Origin of the sequence: Undibacterium sp. YM2 (assembly GCF_009937975.1) — a bacterium.
In the GTDB taxonomy this organism is placed as follows: Bacteria; Pseudomonadota; Gammaproteobacteria; order Burkholderiales; family Burkholderiaceae_D; genus Undibacterium.
The window spans coordinates 3,078,334-3,096,147 of sequence record NZ_AP018441.1 but is presented as its reverse complement, the minus strand read 5'-3'; the positions used below and the strand labels follow the sequence as shown (position 1 = coordinate 3,096,147).

Annotated in this window: 15 protein-coding genes; 10 read left to right on the top strand and 5 right to left on the bottom strand. The window is 50.0% G+C overall.

Annotated features, from left to right (window positions below; all coding sequences use genetic code 11):
* Positions 1 to 126 precede the first annotated feature (126 nt).
* Both UNDYM_RS13980 and UNDYM_RS13975 read left to right on the top strand, forming a co-directional pair.
* The gene (locus UNDYM_RS13980; RefSeq protein WP_197741899.1) at positions 127 to 1,071 is read left to right on the top strand and encodes a S9 family peptidase; all 945 of its coding nucleotides are present in this window, start codon (positions 127 to 129) and stop codon (positions 1,069 to 1,071) included.
* A gap of 115 nt (positions 1,072 to 1,186) precedes the next feature.
* Positions 1,187 to 2,368, top strand: a complete 1,182-nt coding sequence (locus tag UNDYM_RS13975) for a cystathionine beta-lyase (RefSeq protein WP_162041584.1) — start codon at positions 1,187 to 1,189, stop codon at positions 2,366 to 2,368.
* Between the two features lie 55 nt (positions 2,369 to 2,423).
* Here UNDYM_RS13975 and UNDYM_RS13970 read toward each other — a convergent pair whose 3' ends face one another.
* The 5 genes from UNDYM_RS13970 to UNDYM_RS13950 all read right to left on the bottom strand — a co-directional run bounded on the left by UNDYM_RS13970 (position 2,424) and on the right by UNDYM_RS13950 (position 8,215).
* On the bottom strand, positions 2,424 to 2,660 hold the full coding sequence (locus UNDYM_RS13970; protein WP_162041583.1) for a hypothetical protein: 237 nt from the start codon (positions 2,658 to 2,660) through the stop codon (positions 2,424 to 2,426).
* 172 nt (positions 2,661 to 2,832) lie between these two features.
* Complete coding sequence (gene acnA / locus UNDYM_RS13965) at positions 2,833 to 5,568, bottom strand: aconitate hydratase AcnA (RefSeq protein WP_162041582.1); 2,736 nt, start codon at positions 5,566 to 5,568, stop codon at positions 2,833 to 2,835.
* A gap of 131 nt (positions 5,569 to 5,699) precedes the next feature.
* Complete coding sequence (locus UNDYM_RS13960) at positions 5,700 to 6,179, bottom strand: hypothetical protein (RefSeq protein WP_162041581.1); 480 nt, start codon at positions 6,177 to 6,179, stop codon at positions 5,700 to 5,702.
* Between the two features lie 8 nt (positions 6,180 to 6,187).
* Complete coding sequence (locus UNDYM_RS13955; RefSeq protein ID WP_162041580.1) at positions 6,188 to 7,159, bottom strand: CoA ester lyase; 972 nt, start codon at positions 7,157 to 7,159, stop codon at positions 6,188 to 6,190.
* 66 nt (positions 7,160 to 7,225) lie between these two features.
* Positions 7,226 to 8,215 carry a malate dehydrogenase gene (locus UNDYM_RS13950; RefSeq protein WP_162041579.1) on the bottom strand — a complete coding sequence of 330 codons (990 nt, stop codon included), beginning with the start codon at positions 8,213 to 8,215 and terminating at the stop codon, positions 7,226 to 7,228.
* A 355-nt stretch (positions 8,216 to 8,570) separates the two neighbouring features.
* Here UNDYM_RS13950 and UNDYM_RS13945 point away from each other — a divergent pair, with 355 nt between their 5' ends.
* The 8 genes from UNDYM_RS13945 to UNDYM_RS13910 all read left to right on the top strand — a co-directional run bounded on the left by UNDYM_RS13945 (position 8,571) and on the right by UNDYM_RS13910 (position 17,801).
* Positions 8,571 to 9,374: a GntR family transcriptional regulator gene (locus UNDYM_RS13945; RefSeq protein WP_162041578.1), complete on the top strand. Its 804-nt coding sequence runs from the start codon at positions 8,571 to 8,573 to the stop codon at positions 9,372 to 9,374.
* 201 nt (positions 9,375 to 9,575) lie between these two features.
* Positions 9,576 to 9,983 (top strand): succinate dehydrogenase, cytochrome b556 subunit, encoded by a 408-nt coding sequence (gene sdhC / locus UNDYM_RS13940; protein WP_162041577.1) that lies wholly within the window; start codon positions 9,576 to 9,578, stop codon positions 9,981 to 9,983.
* Between the two features lie 2 nt (positions 9,984 to 9,985).
* Positions 9,986 to 10,354 carry a succinate dehydrogenase, hydrophobic membrane anchor protein gene (gene sdhD / locus UNDYM_RS13935; protein WP_162041576.1) on the top strand — a complete coding sequence of 123 codons (369 nt, stop codon included), beginning with the start codon at positions 9,986 to 9,988 and terminating at the stop codon, positions 10,352 to 10,354.
* 2 nt (positions 10,355 to 10,356) lie between these two features.
* Entirely contained in the window at positions 10,357 to 12,132 is a 1,776-nt protein-coding gene (sdhA, locus tag UNDYM_RS13930; RefSeq protein ID WP_162041575.1) for a succinate dehydrogenase flavoprotein subunit, read from the top strand.
* A 12-nt stretch (positions 12,133 to 12,144) separates the two neighbouring features.
* Positions 12,145 to 12,855, top strand: coding sequence for a succinate dehydrogenase iron-sulfur subunit (locus tag UNDYM_RS13925; RefSeq protein WP_162041574.1), 711 nt, complete (start codon positions 12,145 to 12,147; stop codon positions 12,853 to 12,855).
* Positions 12,856 to 12,963: 108 nt separating this feature from the next.
* The gene (locus UNDYM_RS13920; protein ID WP_162041573.1) at positions 12,964 to 13,245 is read left to right on the top strand and encodes a succinate dehydrogenase assembly factor 2; all 282 of its coding nucleotides are present in this window, start codon (positions 12,964 to 12,966) and stop codon (positions 13,243 to 13,245) included.
* 61 nt (positions 13,246 to 13,306) lie between these two features.
* The gene (gene gltA / locus UNDYM_RS13915; protein ID WP_162041572.1) at positions 13,307 to 14,611 is read left to right on the top strand and encodes a citrate synthase; all 1,305 of its coding nucleotides are present in this window, start codon (positions 13,307 to 13,309) and stop codon (positions 14,609 to 14,611) included.
* Positions 14,612 to 14,945: 334 nt separating this feature from the next.
* On the top strand, positions 14,946 to 17,801 hold the full coding sequence (locus UNDYM_RS13910) for a 2-oxoglutarate dehydrogenase E1 component (protein ID WP_162041571.1): 2,856 nt from the start codon (positions 14,946 to 14,948) through the stop codon (positions 17,799 to 17,801).
* Positions 17,802 to 17,814 lie beyond the last annotated feature (13 nt).

Sequence of the window (17,814 nt, the reverse complement as noted above, 5' to 3'; positions counted from 1 at the left end):
CTCATGCCGGCGTATGTTTTTATGCGTTGTGCAGTTCTTGCTGTTGCACCGTAATCCAAAATAGCGTGCATTTGAGGCAAATCTTAAATGGTACAATCCAGCTCTTTTCCCCGGGCCTGGAAGATCATGTTTTTAGTAAAAAAATTTTGCGTACTTGTATTGTTGCTAGCGTCAATTTCTCCATCAGTGTTTGCTGATAACGCCCCTAATCCGGCATCCTTTGCCAGCTTTCGCAAGCAGTTCAAGACTCAGGTGGCTTATGACGGGAATGATCGTAGCCCCGTAGGTAATTCACCAGATAATGTATTCAAATCTGTGCAATATCAGTCAGCAGTAGGGCAGCTTGCTGCCATGTTGACTCCCGACCCCAAAGATGGGAAAAAACACCCGGCCATCATCTGGATTACAGGCGGCGATTGCAATTCGATTGATGGAACAACTTTATCCCAGGCTAGTCCCAGAACTAATGACCAGTCTGCTGCGGCTTACCGCAAAGCTGGTATCGTGATGATGTTCCCGACTTTGCGCGGTGGTAATGATAATCCAGGTAAGCATGAAGCACATTTTGGTGAGATTGATGATGTGCTGGCAGCGGCAGATTATCTGGCCCAGCAACCCTGGGTAGATCCATCGCGTATTTATCTTGGCGGCCATAGCACTGGCGGTACTTTGGTATTGATGGTGGCTGAGGCTAGCAAACGTTTCAGGGCAGTGTTTTCATTTGGCCCGGTCGCTGAGTTGCGTCAATACGGGAAAATGATGCCGGTTAATTACGACAAGATGAGTAGTGCGGACTTGCTGGCTCGCGCACCATATTACTGGCTGCCATCTGTCGCAAGCCCTTTATTTGTTATTGAGGGGGTGGATGGAAATATCCAATCTCTGGAATCGCTGCGCAGTAAATCCCGCAATCCCTATATCAAATTCTTATCGATCAAAGGAGCTTCACATTTTACGATTCTGGCTCCTGGTAACGATCTGATCGCCAGAAAAATTCTGCTGGATGATGGGGCTGCCAGCAACATCAGCCTGACAGAAGGTGAAATGATCAACGAGCTGTCAAAAAAATAGTTAACAAGACAGACTTCTAAAAGGCGCGTGATGCGCCTTTTTTCATGATGGAGTGTGTACTGCTTGTACGCTAATATGTGCAAACATTTGAACTATTAGCGAAACAGGGATTGGCATGTCAGAAAATATTCGACCTGAGCCGGGATTTAATACCAGCATCATCCACAATGAATATGTCGCACCAGAAGGTTTTGCTGCCTTCCCTGTCGGCATACATCATGCATCTACCGTCTTGTTTGAAAATGTCGCCGCCATGCGCGAGCGTAGCTGGCAGGATAAGTCGGCGTATACCTATGGTCTGCATGGCACGCCGACCAGTTTTACCCTGGAAGCCAGGCTGGCACAAATAGAGAAAGGCAACTTCTGCCTGCTTGCACCCAGTGGCCTCGCGGCAATTACGCTGGTAGATATGGCTTTCCTGCAGAGTGGTGATCACGTTCTGATACCGGACAATGCCTACGGCCCCAACCGCGACCTGGCAGATTGGTTATCGCGCAGTTTCGGTATCAGTGTGCAGTATTATGACCCCTTGATTGGTGCTGGTATCGCAGCATTGATAGCAGAAAATACTCGCCTGATCTGGGTGGAAGCACCGGGTTCAGTGTCAATGGAAGTACCGGATGTGCCTGCGATATGCATTGCTGCCCATGCGCGCGGGGTATTGGTGGCGATGGACAATACCTGGTCGGCAGGGCTTGCGTTCTCTGCTTTTGCGCATGGCGTCGATATCATCATGCAGGCGCTGACCAAATACCAGAGTGGTGGTTCGGATGTCTTGATGGGAGCCGTCATTACCCGTGACAAGGCACTGAATACCCGGTTGCAACTGGCGCACATGCGTCTGGGCTTTGGTGTTGGCATGGACGACGTCTATTTGGTACTGCGCAATTTGCCGACGCTGCAACTGCGTTTTAACGCACACGATCAAAGTGCACGCAAAATTGCTGCGTGGTTAGCCCTGCGACCAGAGATCAGCAAGGTTTTGCATCCAGCCTTGCCGGATTGCCCCGGGCATGAAATCTGGCAGCGTGATTTTACCGGGGCAGGCGGTTTGTTTTCGGTGCTATTGGATGCGAAGTATACTGAAGAGCAAACCGACCGCTTCGTCGATAGCCTGAAACTGTTCAAGCTGGGTTATAGCTGGGGTGGGGCGCATAGTTTATGCGTGCCTTATCGCATGCAGTATATGCGTAGCAACTGGACAGAGTCAGGGACTTTGGTGCGTTTCAATATAGGTCTGGAAGATACGCAAGACCTGATTGCCGATATAGAACAGGCTTTGGTGGCGCTGGTGTAAAGACAAAGGCTGCCAACTTGTTATTCAGGCAGCCTTCGTTTTAATAAATAAAGACTTATTTACTGGCACTGCTTGCTGCTTCAGATGCTGGCGCGGCACTTGCGCTCGCTTCAGATGCGGCAGCTGGCAGGCTTGCCGGAGCAGGAGCGGTGGCACTGGCGGAAGCCGAATGAACCTCGGTCGGATTATGGCCGGCTGCTTCACCTTGCATATCGACTTTGTCACCCGCTTTAAAAATCAGGAACAGGGCAGCGGCTGCAAAAATAATAAAGCCGACGAGAATTTTCCACATAATTGTCTCCAGAGTTGAGCTTATAAGATGGACTAAGCTTAGAGGAGCTTGCTTACATCATTCTTGCATGTTCATGCAATGAAAGAAAAACCAAATAAAAAAGAGTGAATTTCCATGGAAATTCACTCTTTTTCAATTCATCCCTGCAAGCAGGGATGGGTTTGCCCTAAGCTTAGGCTGCCAGCAATTGACGCAAGACGAATGGCAAGATGCCGCCATGTTTGTAGTAGTCAACTTCGATAGGTGTATCGATGCGCAGCAAGACCTTGACTTCCTTCTTCTCACCGTTGGCACGGTTGATGACCAGAGTCACTTCTTGCTGTGGCTTGATTTCATCTTCTATACCTTTGAGATCAAAGGATTCATTGCCAGTGATGCCCAAAGTATCAACACTGTCAGTGCCGATAAATTGCAGTGGCAATACACCCATGCCAACCAGGTTGGAGCGGTGGATACGTTCAAAAGAACGGGCGATGACAGCTTTGACACCCAGCAATTGCGTCCCTTTTGCTGCCCAGTCACGGGAAGAACCCGTACCGTATTCTTCGCCACCGAAAATCATGGTTGGCGTGCCTTCAGCAACATACTTCATTGCAGCATCGTAAATGGCCATAGGTTCGCCGGTTGGCTGGAACAGGGTTTCGCCGCCTTCAACGCGGGAACCGTCTTCTTTTGCCGGGATCATGAGATTTTTGATACGGACGTTGGCAAACGTGCCGCGCATCATGATTTCATGGTTGCCACGACGTGAGCCGTAGGAGTTGAAATCGGCTTTCAAGACGCCGTTTTCTTTCAGCCATTTACCTGCAGGGCTGGATTCCTTGATGGAGCCAGCTGGGGAGATATGGTCAGTCGTGATGGAGTCGCCGAATACGCCCAGTGCACGCGCACCAGTGATACCTGTCGCGGCGGCTTTTGGTTCCATCGTGAAGTCAGCAAAGAATGGTGGCTCAGCGATATAGGTGGAAGTAGGCCAGTTATAGACTTCACCTTCTGCAACACCCTGGATGTTTTCCCACAGCTTGCCTGGTGCACCTTTGACGTCAGCGTAGTTTTCCTTGAAAGTCTTGGAATTCATCGCATATTTCATCAGCTTGTTGATTTCTGCACTGGTAGGCCAGATGTCACCCAGGAAAATGTCCTTGCCTTTAACGCGGCCAACTGGCTCTGTCATCAGGTCGCGTGTCATATTGCCAGCAATGGCGTAGGCAACCACCAATGGAGGGGAGGCCAGGAAGTTGGAGCGGATATTCGGGTGAATACGTGCTTCAAAGTTACGGTTGCCGGACAGAACTGCAGATGCGACGACGTCGTTGGCAACAATTGCTTCATTCATTGCAGGTGTCAGGTCACCGGCATTGCCGATACAGGTTGTGCAACCGTAGGCTGTGACGCCGAAGCCGAGTTTTTCCAGGTAAGGCAACAAACCTGCTGCTTCCAGGTATTTGGTCACAACGCGCGAGCCAGGAGCCAGCGAAGTTTTGATATGCGGGGCAACTTTCAAGCCAGCTTCAACGGCTTTCTTGGCCAGCAAGCCTGCTGCCAGCAAGACGCTAGGATTGGATGTGTTGGTGCAGGATGTAATTGCAGCGATCAATACATCGCCGTTTTTGACTTTCACGCCATCAGTATTGGTGTAGACCGCATCCAGATCTTCTGCTTTTTTGTTGAAGCCGTTCTCGGAGGTTGGTTTCGAGAACAGGTCTGCAAAAGTCGATTTGACGTTTCCGATTTCAATACGGTCTTGTGGGCGTTTAGGGCCAGCCAGAGATGGTGCAACGGTGGACAGATCGAGGCTGATTTCTGTCGTATAGTCGATGTCGCCAGCAGCAGGGATGCCGAACATTTTCTGGGCTTTGAAATAGCCTTCGAATGCGTCTATTTCTGCCTTGGTGCGGCCTGTGCCTTTGAAGTAGTCGATAGTCGCTTCATCAACCGGGAAGAAGCCCATGGTGGCGCCGTATTCTGGTGCCATGTTGGCGATGGTGGCGCGGTCTGTCAGTGACAGGGAGCGTGTGCCTTCGCCAAAGAATTCAACAAACTTGCCAACAACCTTGGCTTTGCGCAGCAATTCGGTAATTGTCAGTACCAGATCCGTTGCCGTGCAACCTTCGCGCAATGCGCCAGTCAGGTTCACGCCGACCACGTCAGGTGTCAGGAAATAGACCGGTTGACCCAGCATGCCGGCTTCGGCTTCAATACCGCCCACGCCCCAGCCGACGACACCGATACCATTGATCATGGTGGTGTGGGAGTCTGTACCTACCAGTGTGTCTGGATAGAAGACTTCATTTTTCTTGGCATCTTTGATTTTGTGTACGCCGCGTGCGAGGTATTCCAGATTGACCTGATGGACGATACCAAAGCCTGGAGGAACCACGCCAAAAGTATCAAATGCCTGCATGCCCCATTTCATGAACTGGTAACGCTCGTTATTGCGTTGGAATTCCAGTTTCATGTTCAGGTCCAGCGCTTTCTTTTCGCGGAAATGATCGATCTGCACGGAGTGATCTACGACCAGATCAACCGGAACCAATGGCTCGATATTTTTTGGATTTTTGCCTTGCTTGGCAGCGACGTTGCGCATCGCAGCCAGGTCAGCCAGCAAAGGGACGCCGGTAAAATCTTGCAGGACAACGCGGGATACGACGAAAGGGATTTCGTCCGTGCGGGCTGCAGTTGCACCCCAGTTCGCCAACTGCTTGACGTGCTCTTCGGTGACTTTTTTGCCGTCGCAGTTACGCAGTACCGATTCCAGCACGATACGGATGGAGACTGGCAGGCGTGAGATTTTTACGCCGAGATTTTTTTCCAGTGCAGGCAGGGAAAAGAACTTGCCTTTCTTGGTGTCTGAAATTTTAAAATCTTTCAGGGTTTTGAATGCATCTTTGTACGCATTTTGGCTCATGGCTCTTCCTCTTATTTACAAAAATCAACGATCAAAAAATAATTACATTAAATTACTGCAATATCCACTCAATGCCCACTCAACTCCATCCGGTCATACTGAGCAAATATTGCGTGTTATGGCACTAGAACTTACTTGACTGGCGCTGCACCGGTGGCGCTGCTATTCACTTCTGCCAGTGATGCTGCTTCTGTCTTGCATTCATTGGCCAATTGCTGGCCCTTGTGGGAATCCAGTAATAAACCTTTGGCAGGAATGCCTATCCAGACAAATCCAGACTTGCGGTTTTCAAAGCGCACGGCACCTGTAGTGGTATCGACTTTAGTCAGGCGGTACAAGCGTTTTTTCCAGCGCATGGCCACGTGGTCAGCATCTTCTGGATTGGTGTACATGGTCAGGGAGTTGCCGAGTTCGCACTTGTAGTCGAAATTTTTGTGCGATGCCACGTCAGGTTCTGGCTCGTCATCTTCTTTTGTTGCCTGGGTGGCTGCAGGTTTTGCTGCCTTTGCTGTGGATTTGGTTTTGCTGCGTGGCGCTTCCACTGCATGGGCATTGGCCACAAGGATGGTACATGCGGCAAATGCCAGGCTGATAAAAGAAAGTAATTTCATGGTGTCTCCTAGATTAACTCTTGTGTTGCTGCTGGTAAAACAAATGACCCGGACTGGGCACGTTTTAAAATTGTCCAATAATAACGGTAACTGGCTCTGTCATGTAACTGTCCTTGCCATTGTATGGGGCCCCAGTCCTGTTTTTTTGCCTGACCCAGGATGCCTATGGCATCATGGATGTCGTTTTCATCAGGCGTAAATGCCTCAATGATGGGACGTATCTGGTCTGGATGTATGCTCCACATACGTGTGTAGCCGCACTCACTGGCTGCGCGATGTGCGTCATTCGCCACGACGCTGGCGTCTTTGATCTCGGTGGTAACATTGTGTGAGGCTACCTTGCCGTAGCGATGACAGGCTGCAGCAATCTCAAGCTTGGCCCGCAAGACCAGGGGGTGGCTGAACTGCCCAGGTGAGCGCATCGCCGATGCAGGTATGGCACCAAAATGGGCGGACACAAAATCCATCAAGCCAAAAGACAGGCATTCTACCTGGGGCAGGGCGGCAATCTGCTGCACTTCTGCCAGCGCGCCATGGCTTTCTATCAAGACGTGGACAGGGACCGGTTGGCCATCAGTTCTTTTACCAACATGATTAATGCGCTGAAGAGCAGTCTGCAATTCGGCAACATTGTTGATTTTTGGTAGAACCAGATAAGCGAGTTTGTCTGCACATGCAGGGAGGATGATTTCCAGGTCTTGCTCAAATGCGGGGTGATGTACATCATGCACCCGCACGCCCAGGCGCTGATAATGATTATCTGTACCGTTCACCAAACTGGTGACCAGATTGGCATGGTTGATCTCGTTGCCAGCGGCCGCGCCGTCTTCGCAATCGAGAGTGATGTCAAAAACTCCACCCAGTTCCTGTTGTAGCGCAATCGATTTGCGCATCAATTTTTCAGATCCTGCGTAATGGTCGCAGACCGGTAATATAACCGGTAGAGTTTGATCCTGAAAAAGTACTGTAGATGGGTGCATTACTTAATATATCGTCGTGAATCAAGGCAGATTCCAGCGAGTGCCGGAACCTGCCCCCTTACCTGATTAACCTACCAGGTGTTTGACGCCATCACGCTCTTCTTGCAATTCTTTGAGTGTGATGTTGATGCGTTCACGGGAAAACTCGTCGATTTCCAGACCTTGAACGATGGTGTATTCACCATTTTCTGTTGTCACAGGGAAGCCGAACATGGTGCCTTCTGGGATGCCATAAGAGCCATCGGAAGGGATACCCATTGTTGTCCATTTACCATTTGTGCCCAGCAACCAGTCACGTACGTGGTCGATTGCTGCGTTCGCTGCAGAAGCTGCAGAAGACAGGCCGCGTGCTTCGATAATTGCTGCGCCGCGTTTGCCAACTGTAGGCAGGAATACATCCTTGTTCCAGACTTGATCATTGATCAGGTCTTTGACAGATGCACCGTCAACTGTCGCGAAGCGATAGTCAGCGTACATGGTTGGGGAGTGATTGCCCCATACGCACAGTTTTTCAACTGCAGCAACTGGCTTGCCAACTTTGGCTGCCACTTGAGACAAGGCGCGGTTGTGATCCAGGCGCAGCATTGCTGTGAAGTTTTTCGCTGGCAGGGAAGGTGCTGATTTCATCGCGATGTAAGCATTGGTATTGGCTGGGTTGCCAACGACCAGAACTTTAACATTGCGGGATGCTACTGCATCAAGTGCCTTGCCTTGTACAGTGAAAATCTGCGCGTTGGCTTCCAGCAGATCTTTGCGTTCCATACCTGGGCCGCGAGGACGCGCACCAACCAGCAGGGCGACGTCGATATCTTTGAACGCTGTCATTGGATCGCTGTGAGCTGTCATGCCAGCCAACAGTGGGAATGCGCAGTCGTCGATTTCCATCATTACGCCTTTCAGCGCTTTCTGGGCTTTTTCGTCAGGAATTTCCAATAATTGCAGAATCACTGGCTGGTCTTTGCCCAGCATGTCGCCATTGGCGATACGGAACAGAAGGGAATAGCCAATTTGGCCTGCGGCGCCGGTGACAGCTACGCGCATAGGGGATTTCGCCATGATGCATCTCCGAAGTGGTGTGAAAACGATGTTCAAACAATTGCAGCGACTGATAAGCCGACGCTATGTAAAACACTTAATGATACCGTTGAAAGCGCTGTCAGTCAGCCAAAATCCGCTGCAAACATGTTTTCGTCCTTTACATTGAAAGCGTTCGAACTATATTGCTTGGTGTGACTGCTTTGTGACAGATTAATAGTTGAGGGCGGCCTGATGCACACTTCAACTATCGTTTGTACGGGAGTGTAGGTCGTGCGGGGCTAAGTGTCAATCAATATCTTATGTCTTATATAAGACATATCACTTAGTTTTTGTTCTGGACGTGCTGGGTAGTTTTGTGGTGAAATTGCAGTCTATGAACGCTATCATACCAACCGCAAATAATCCGACTGCTACCCCGGCTACTCCAGGTGCTGGCGTCGGTGCATCGTCTTTGAGTGCTTCTCCCACCTTCAGTCCATTATATCAACAGATCAAAGCACTGATTACCCAGAGCCTGCAATCCGGCGAATGGAAGCCGGGCGAGTTGATCCCCAGTGAGATGGAGTTGGCCAGTCGCTTCAAGGTCAGTCAGGGTACGGTGCGCAAGGCGATTGATGAGTTGTCGGCTGAAAACCTGGTGGTGCGTCGGCAGGGTAAAGGTACTTTTGTCGCCACTCACCATGAGGCGCGTTCCCAGTTTCGCTTCTTGCGTTTGGCGCCTGATGAGGGGGTGCCACATTATCCGGAGAATCGCATCATTGAAGTAAAGCGTATGCGTGCACCGGCAGAAGTGGCGCGTTTGCTCGATATCAAATCTGGTGATTCCGTCGTTTTTATTCGACGTGTTCAATCTTTTTCTGGTGTCCCCACTATTCTTGATGACCTGTGGTTGCCCGGTTCCATCTTCAAAGGCCTGACGGCTGAGCGTCTGAATGAATACAAGGGGCCTATGTACGGTTTATTTGAAACTGAATTTGGCACGCACATGATACGGGCTTCCGAGCAAATCCGGGCGGTTTGTGCAGATGCAGCGATAGCCGGTTTGCTGAACGTTGATGCTGGCACGCCTTTGCTCAATGTGGAGCGTGTTTCTTTTACTTATGGTGACAAGCCGGTTGAGTTGCGCCGTGGCTTATATCTGACGATGAATCATCACTACAGAAATGAATTGAGCTAAATCAATCAGGTATTTGATTTGCTGTGGTTTTTGGATGTGAAAAGTCTCGTGATCTGCAATTTCGCTGGCTCTGCGTGTACACAGCTTTAGGTTTAAGATAGCGATATTTTGTTAATCGTGATGATTTTTGTTGGTGCAATGCACCAAAATGAGCGAAAATTGCAAGGTTTATGTACAGACTAGTTAATGGGGAGATTATTTATGTCTGAAGTTGTAAGAACCAAGCCACGCTTTGGTGTAATGCGCTTGATAGATGCAACCGGTTACCGGTTGCCGCTGGCAGGCTTTGTTTCCATCTTGCACCGGGCAAGTGGAATGCTGATGTTCCTGTTGTTGCCATTCATCTTGTATCTGCTCGATAAGAGTTTGACATCAGAAGCAACATTTGCCGAATTGCAGGCATTGACATCTGGTGTTTTCGTTAAGCTGATCATCCTGGCTTTGTCGTGGGCTTATCTGCACCATTTCTGCGCTGGTATCCGCCACTTGCTGATGGATTTGCACTACGGTCTCGACAAGGACAGTGCACGTCAGTCAGCGGTGAGTGTGTTGGCGATCAGTCTTGTGCTGGCAGCATTGGTAGCCTTGAAACTGTTCGGAGTATTTTAAAAATGGCAAATAATAATATTGGACCAAAGCGCCTGGTCGTGGGAGCAAGTTACGGTTTGCGTGACTGGCTGGCGCAGCGTGTTACTGCCATCGTCATGGCACTGTACACCGTCATTTTGCTGGGTTTGTTTTTGACGGGCAAAAACTTCAATCAGGCTGCCTGGGCTGGCATATTTGCCATGCAATGGTTCAAGCTGGCGACTTTCTCTGTTGTTATCTGCCTGCTTTATCACGCCTGGGTTGGTATGCGTGATATCTGGATGGATTATGTGACGCACAACGTATTTGTTCGTCTGGTATTTCAAGTTGCCACTATTCTGTGGCTGATTGCTTGTGCTGGCTATGCTGCACAGATTTTGTGGAGAGTATAAAAGTGGCTGCAATTAAATCCACAATCCCAAGCCGCCGTTTTGATGCGGTCATCGTTGGTGCCGGTGGCTCCGGCATGCGCGCTTCGCTGCAATTGGCAGAAGCTGGCCTGAATGTTGCCGTACTGTCTAAAGTATTTCCTACCCGTTCTCATACGGTGGCTGCGCAGGGCGGTATTGGTGCTTCCCTGGGTAATATGTCCGAAGACAACTGGTACTGGCATATGTTTGACACGGTCAAGGGTTCTGATTACCTGGGTGACCAGGATGCGATCGAATTCATGTGTCGTGAAGCACCAAAGGTCGTGTATGAGCTCGAACATTTCGGTATGCCTTTTGACCGTAATGCGGATGGCACGATTTATCAGCGTCCTTTTGGTGGTCACACTGCCAATTTTGGTGAAAAACCAGTGCAGCGTGCCTGCGCTGCAGCTGACCGTACAGGTCATGCCTTGCTGCATACTTTGTATCAGCGTAACGTCCGCGCCCGTACCCATTTCTTTGTTGAGTGGATGGCAATCGACCTGATCCGTGATGCGGAAGGTGATGTGTTGGGCGTTGTCGCGCTGGAGATGGAAACTGGCGAAGTCATGATGCTGGAAGCCAAAACCACGATATTTGCCACTGGCGGCGCCGGTCGTATCTGGGCTGCTTCTACTAATGCATTTATCAATACCGGTGACGGTATGGGTATGGCTGCTCGCGCTGGTTTGCCACTCGAAGATATGGAGTTCTGGCAATTCCACCCGACCGGTGTTGCCGGTGCTGGTGTCCTGATTACTGAGGGTGTGCGAGGTGAGGGCGGTATTCTGGTGAATAGCCAGGGCGAGCGCTTCATGGAGCGTTATGCGCCTACACTGAAAGATCTGGCCCCACGCGACTTTGTTTCCCGTTCCATGGATCAGGAAATTAAGGAAGGCCGTGGCTGTGGTCCGAATAAAGATCACGTCATGCTGGACCTGCGTCATATCGGTGCTGACACCATTCAAAAACGTTTGCCATCGATTCTGGAAATTGCGCACAAGTTTGCCAATGTGGATGCAACCAAGGAACCGATTCCTGTCGTTCCTACGATCCACTATCAGATGGGTGGTATCCCGACCAATATCTATGGTCAGGTAGTTGCTCCGAAAAACGGTGGCAGCGAAATCGTCAATGGTTTGTATGCAATTGGTGAATGTGCCTGTGTATCTGTGCATGGTGCAAACCGTCTGGGTACGAACTCCCTGCTTGATTTGCTGGTGTTTGGCCGTGCAGCGGGTAATCATGTGGTTGCAAGTAACCTCAAGGCGCGCAGCAATAAAGATTTGCCTGCTGATGCAGCTGATCTGGCGCTGTCACGTTTGTCCAAGCTGGAAACCAGTACGGGTTCCGAGCGCGTGCAAGATGTTGCCAATGCGATTCGCGGCACCATGCAGCAGTACTGCGGCGTGTTCCGTACTGATGAATTGCTGCAAACCGGCTACAAGAAAATTATGGAGCTTGATGAGCGTCGCAAGCATGTTTCTTTCAAGGATAAATCCAAGGTCTTCAATACTGCCCGTGTAGAAGCACTGGAACTGGATAATCTGATCGAAACAGCCAAGGCAACTATCACATCCGCTGCTGCCCGTAAAGAATCCCGTGGCGCACATGCGCACCGTGATTACGAACAGCGCGACGACGTGAACTGGATGAAGCATACCTTGTGGTATTCCGAAGGCAATCGCCTCGACTACAAGCCAGTCGTGACCAAACCACTGACTGTAGAAACCTTCAAGCCTAAAGCCCGTACATTCTAAAGAGATACCGATATGGCACGTACACTGAAATTTAAAATCTATCGCTACGATCCGGACAAGGATGCCAAGCCTTACATGCAGGACTTGACCGTTGAGTTGCAAGACACTGACAAGATGTTGCTGGATGCCTTGCAACGCATCAAGTCTGATGTTGATGACTCCCTGGCGCTGCGCCGCTCATGCCGTGAAGGTGTGTGTGGTTCTGATGCAATGAACATCAATGGTAAAAATGGTCTGGCTTGCACCACCAATCTGAATGAATTGAGCGAGCCTATCGTCTTGCGCCCTTTGCCAGGCTTGCCTGTCATTCGCGACTTGATCGTGGATATGACGCAATTCTTCAAGCAATACAATTCCATCAAGCCTTACCTGATGAATGATTCCATTCCTCCGGAAAAAGAACGCCTGCAGTCTCCTGCCGAACGTGAAGAGCTTGATGGTCTGTATGAGTGCATTCTGTGCGCATGCTGCTCGACTTCATGCCCATCTTTCTGGTGGAATCCTGATAAATTCGTCGGTCCGGCAGGTTTGCTGCAGGCTTATCGCTTTATTGCCGATTCACGTGATCAGGCAACTGGCGAACGTCTTGATAATCTGGAAGATCCTTATCGCTTGTTCCGTTGCCACACGATTATGAATTGTGTGGATGTCTGTCCTAAAGGTCTGAATCCTACCCGTGCTATCGGTAAGATTAAAGAACTCATGGTTCGTCGCGCGGTCTAAGTTGTTGTTCGTCAGCGATGCTCCTCAGGGAGTATCGCTGCTATTTCATGCGGTTTTCCAGGCGAGCTGAGAGCCGCATGAAATAGTCAGTATGGAAGAGAATTAATTATGTCTGAGTCACAAGCTATATCCCATCAAAGCGACCCGGTAAAGCGGGCAAGGCTGCGGTGGCGGGCAAGGCGCGGTTTGCTGGAAAACGATCTGATCTTGACACGTTTTCTTGATGCCAATGAAGAATCCCTGACAGATGAGGAAGTGGATGCCTTCAGCCGCCTGATGGAATTGCCGGACAATACATTAATGGATCTGATCATGGCCAAGACAAAACCGGAAGCCGAAGTCGATCTGCCTCATGTACATGCATTATTGCTGCGCCTGCAAACGGCGTAAGTCAATTTGATTTCTTGTGTTTTTTTGATTAACGACTCACCTCTTATCTGAAGGAAGAGCCATGACAAATTCTGAAACAAAAGCCACCCTATCATTCTCCGATGGCTCACCAGCCCTGGAAATGCCGATTTACAAGGGCTCTATTGGTCCCGATGTCATCGACATCCGTAAATTGTATGGTTCTACCGGCATGTTCACCTATGATCCAGGTTTCATGTCCACGGCCGCCTGTAATTCTTCCATTACTTATATTGATGGCGACAAAGGCGAGCTGTTGTACCGCGGCTATCCTATCGAGCAACTGGCAGTCAATGGTGGTGACTTCCTGGAAACCTGCTACCTGTTGCTGAATGGCGAATTGCCTAATGCAGACCAGAAGAAAGAATTTGTAGCGACCGTCACCAATCACACCATGGTGCACGAGCAGATGCAATTCTTCTTCCGCGGCTTCCGCCGTGATGCGCATCCTATGTCGGTATTGGTTGGTACAGTAGGTGCACTGGCATCCTTCTACCATGATTCGCTAGATATCAATGACCCGCATCACCGCGAAGTGTCAGCTATCCGCCTGATCGCCAAGATGCCTACACTGGTTGCGATGGCCTATAAATATTCTATCGGCCAGCCTTTCGTGTATCCACGCAATGACTTGTCTTACAGCGCGAACTTCATGCACATGATGTTCTCTACACCATGTGAGCCATACAAAACCAATGAAGTGCTGGTGCGCGCCCTGGATCGTATCCTGATCCTGCACGCAGATCACGAGCAAAATGCTTCTACATCGACAGTGCGTCTGGCAGGTTCTTCTGGTGCCAATCCATTTGCCTGTATCGCTGCTGGTATCGCTTGCCTGTGGGGTCCTGCCCACGGCGGTGCAAATGAAGCTGCATTGAGCATGCTGGAAGAAATCGGCAGCGTCGATAATATCCCTGAGTTCATCGCTCAAGTCAAAGACAAGAACTCTGGCGTCAAGCTGATGGGCTTTGGTCACCGTGTCTACAAAAACTATGACCCACGCGCCAAACTGATGCGTGAAACTTGCTATGAAGTGCTGCAAGAACTGGGTCTGCAAGATGATCCACTGTTCAAGCTGGCCATGGCACTGGAAAAAATCGCGCTGGAAGACGAATACTTCGTCAGCCGCAAACTGTATCCTAACGTCGATTTCTACTCTGGTATCGTACAACGTGCACTGGGTATCCCAACTGCATTGTTCACCGGTATCTTTGCTCTGGCGCGTACAGTAGGCTGGATCGCTCAGTGGAAAGAAATGATTTCTGATCCTGAGCAAAAAATCGGTCGCCCACGTCAGTTGTTTGTTGGCGCAGCCAAACGTGATGTACCAGCTATAGATAAGCGTTAATTCGAAGCGTCAATTTGAAGCATTAATTCAAAACCTTGATTTAGCGTTAATCTTTAGTTATTTTATGTTGTTGTAAAAAGCGAGTCTTTACGACTCGCTTTTTTTTCTTCAGTAATTATGCTATGCTTCGCCACGAAAGTGATTTTTAGGAATAATTTTCGCGATTCAATCAAAAAACATATTTAAATGACATGATTTTTGATTTAATCATGAGGATAGTTTGAATTAAGCCCTTCCCCACAACTTGATGTGCAATCCGCTAACCGGTCAGGCCGTGTCGCGGAAGGTTAGATTAACCCGCTAATCTCGCGAAACGCGAAGAAAGGTGAGCAAGATGATGCAACAATATAACGCTAACTCGTACTTGTTCGGCGGCAATGCGCCGTATGTAGAAGAACTGTATGAAGCGTACCTGAATAATCCCGGTTCTGTTCCTGACAACTGGCGCGCATATTTCGACGCCATGCAAAACGTGCCTGCCGTTGATGGCTCAGCCAAACCAGACGTCGCCCACGCACCTGTTATTGCATCGTTTGCAGAACGTGCCAAGCAAGGTCCGATACGCACAGTCAATGCGACTGCTGATGCTGAAATGGGACGCAAACGCGTCGCTGCCCAGCAACTGATCGCAGCTTATCGCTTCCTCGGCAGCCACTGGGCCAATCTGGACCCGCTGCAACGCCAGGAGCGCCCAAGTATTCCAGAGCTGGAACCAAGTTTCTACGGTTTTACCGATGCCGATATGGACATACAGTTCAATATCAGCAATACCTATTTCGGGCCAGAAACAGCATCATTGCGCGACCTTTTGAATGCCCTGCGTGACACTTATTGCCGTTCCATCGGCGCTGAGTTCATGTACATCAGCGACCCGACAGAAAAGCGCTGGTTGCAACAAAAGCTGGAGGCGATACGCTCCACGCCATCTTTCTCTCCTGAAAAGAAAAAACATATCCTCGACCGCCTGACTGCGGCTGAGGGCTTGGAGCGCTATCTGCATACCAAATATGTTGGTCAGAAGCGCTTCTCCCTGGAAGGCGGCGAAAGCTTTATCGCCTCCATGGATGAAACTATCCAGCGCGCCGGTGAGCGCGGTGTCGAAGAAATCGTTATCGGTATGGCTCACCGTGGCCGTCTGAACGTACTGGTCAACACCCTGGGCAAAATGCCTCAGGACCTGTTCGCTGAATTTGAGGGCAAACACGGTGATGACTTGCCAGCTGGCGACGTTAAATACCATCAAGGCTTCTCCTCTGATATCTCGACTCCAGGTGGCCCGGTTCACTTATCCCTGGCGTTTAATCCTTCCCATCTGGAAATCGTTAATCCAGTGGTTGAGGGTTCTGTCAAAGCGCGTATGGATCGTCGCGGTGACAAAGATGGCTCACAAGTCTTGCCTATCCTGGTACACGGCGACGCCGCGTTTGCAGGGCAGGGCGTAGTCATGGAAACCCTGAACCTGGCGCAAACACGCGGCTATGGTACAGGTGGCACCGTGCATATCGTCATCAATAACCAGATCGGTTTCACGACTTCTGATCCACGCGATTCACGTTCTACCCTGTATTGCTCCGACGTCGTCAAGATGATTGAAGCACCGGTATTGCACGTCAATGCGGATGATCCTGAAGCAGTAGTCCTGGCGACCCAGATCGCTCTGGATTACCGTATGGAATTCAAGAAAGACGTTGTCGTTGATATCATCTGCTACCGCAAATTGGGTCACAACGAGCAAGATACACCTGCACTGACTCAGCCTTTGATGTACAAGAAGATTGGTCAGCATCCAGGCACGCGCCGTATGTATGCAGACAAATTGTCTGCGCAAGGTACTATCCCTGCGGATGGCGGCGATCAGATGGTCAAGGCTTACCGTGATGCCATGGATGCAGGCAAGCATACGCATGACCCTGTCATCTCCAACTTTAAAAACAAGTACGCTGTTGACTGGATTCCTTTCCTCAACCGTAAATGGACAGATGCTGCTGACACAGCTGTGCCATCCACGGAATTGAAACGTCTGGCTGAACGTATTACTGTCGTACCTGAAGGTTTCAAGCCGCATAGCCTGGTAGAAAAAGTATTGGGTGACCGTGCAGCCATGGGCCGTGGTGACATGAACCTGGACTGGGGTATGGGCGAGCATCTGGCTTACGCATCCCTGGTTTCTTCCGGTTATGCCATCCGTCTGACAGGCCAGGATGCAGGTCGTGGCACTTTCGTTCACCGCCACGCTGTATTGCATGATCAAAACCGTGAACGCTGGGATGCGGGTACGTATATCCCTCTGCAAAACATTTCTGACAAGCAGGCACCATTCACAGTCATTGACTCCGTTTTGTCTGAAGAAGCGGTATTGGGTTTTGAATACGGTTACTCCACAGCAGAGCCAAATACACTGACTATCTGGGAAGCACAATTCGGCGATTTCGCCAATGGTGCCCAGGTTGTTATCGATCAGTTCATCAGTTCTGGTGAAGTGAAATGGGGCCGTGCATCCGGTCTGGTCATGATGCTGCCACACGGTTATGAAGGCCAGGGTCCAGAGCACTCATCTGCACGCCCTGAGCGCTTCCTGCAACTGTGTGCTGACAATAATATGCAAGTGGTACAGCCTACGACTGCAGCGCAGATTTTCCATCTGTTGCGTCGTCAGATGATACGCATGTTCCGCAAACCTCTGGTTATCATGACACCTAAGTCCCTGTTGCGTAACAAGGATGCAGGTTCACCTTTGTCTGACCTGGCGAAGGGTAGCTTCCACACCGTTATCGGTGAAGTGGATGAAAAGATCGATGCGAAGAAAGTCAAACGTGTTATCGCTTGCTCTGGCAAAGTGTATTTCGACCTGGTCAATGCACGTAAAGAGCGTGGTCAGACAGATACAGCGATTATCCGTGTTGAACAACTGTATCCTTTCCCGCATAAGAGTTTTGCCGCAGAACTGAAAAAATTCCCGAACATGGCGGAATTGGTCTGGGCACAAGACGAGCCGCAAAATCAGGGACCATGGTTCCAGATCCAGCACAATATTTTTGAAAGCCTGGAAGAAGGTCAAAAACTTGCTTATGCAGGTCGTCCAGCCAGTGCATCGCCTGCTGTCGGTTACTATGACAAGCACTATGCACAACAAAAAGCATTGCTGGAAACGGCATTTTCCAAACTCAAAGGCTTTGTCCTGACCAAATAATGACGCGATGCGG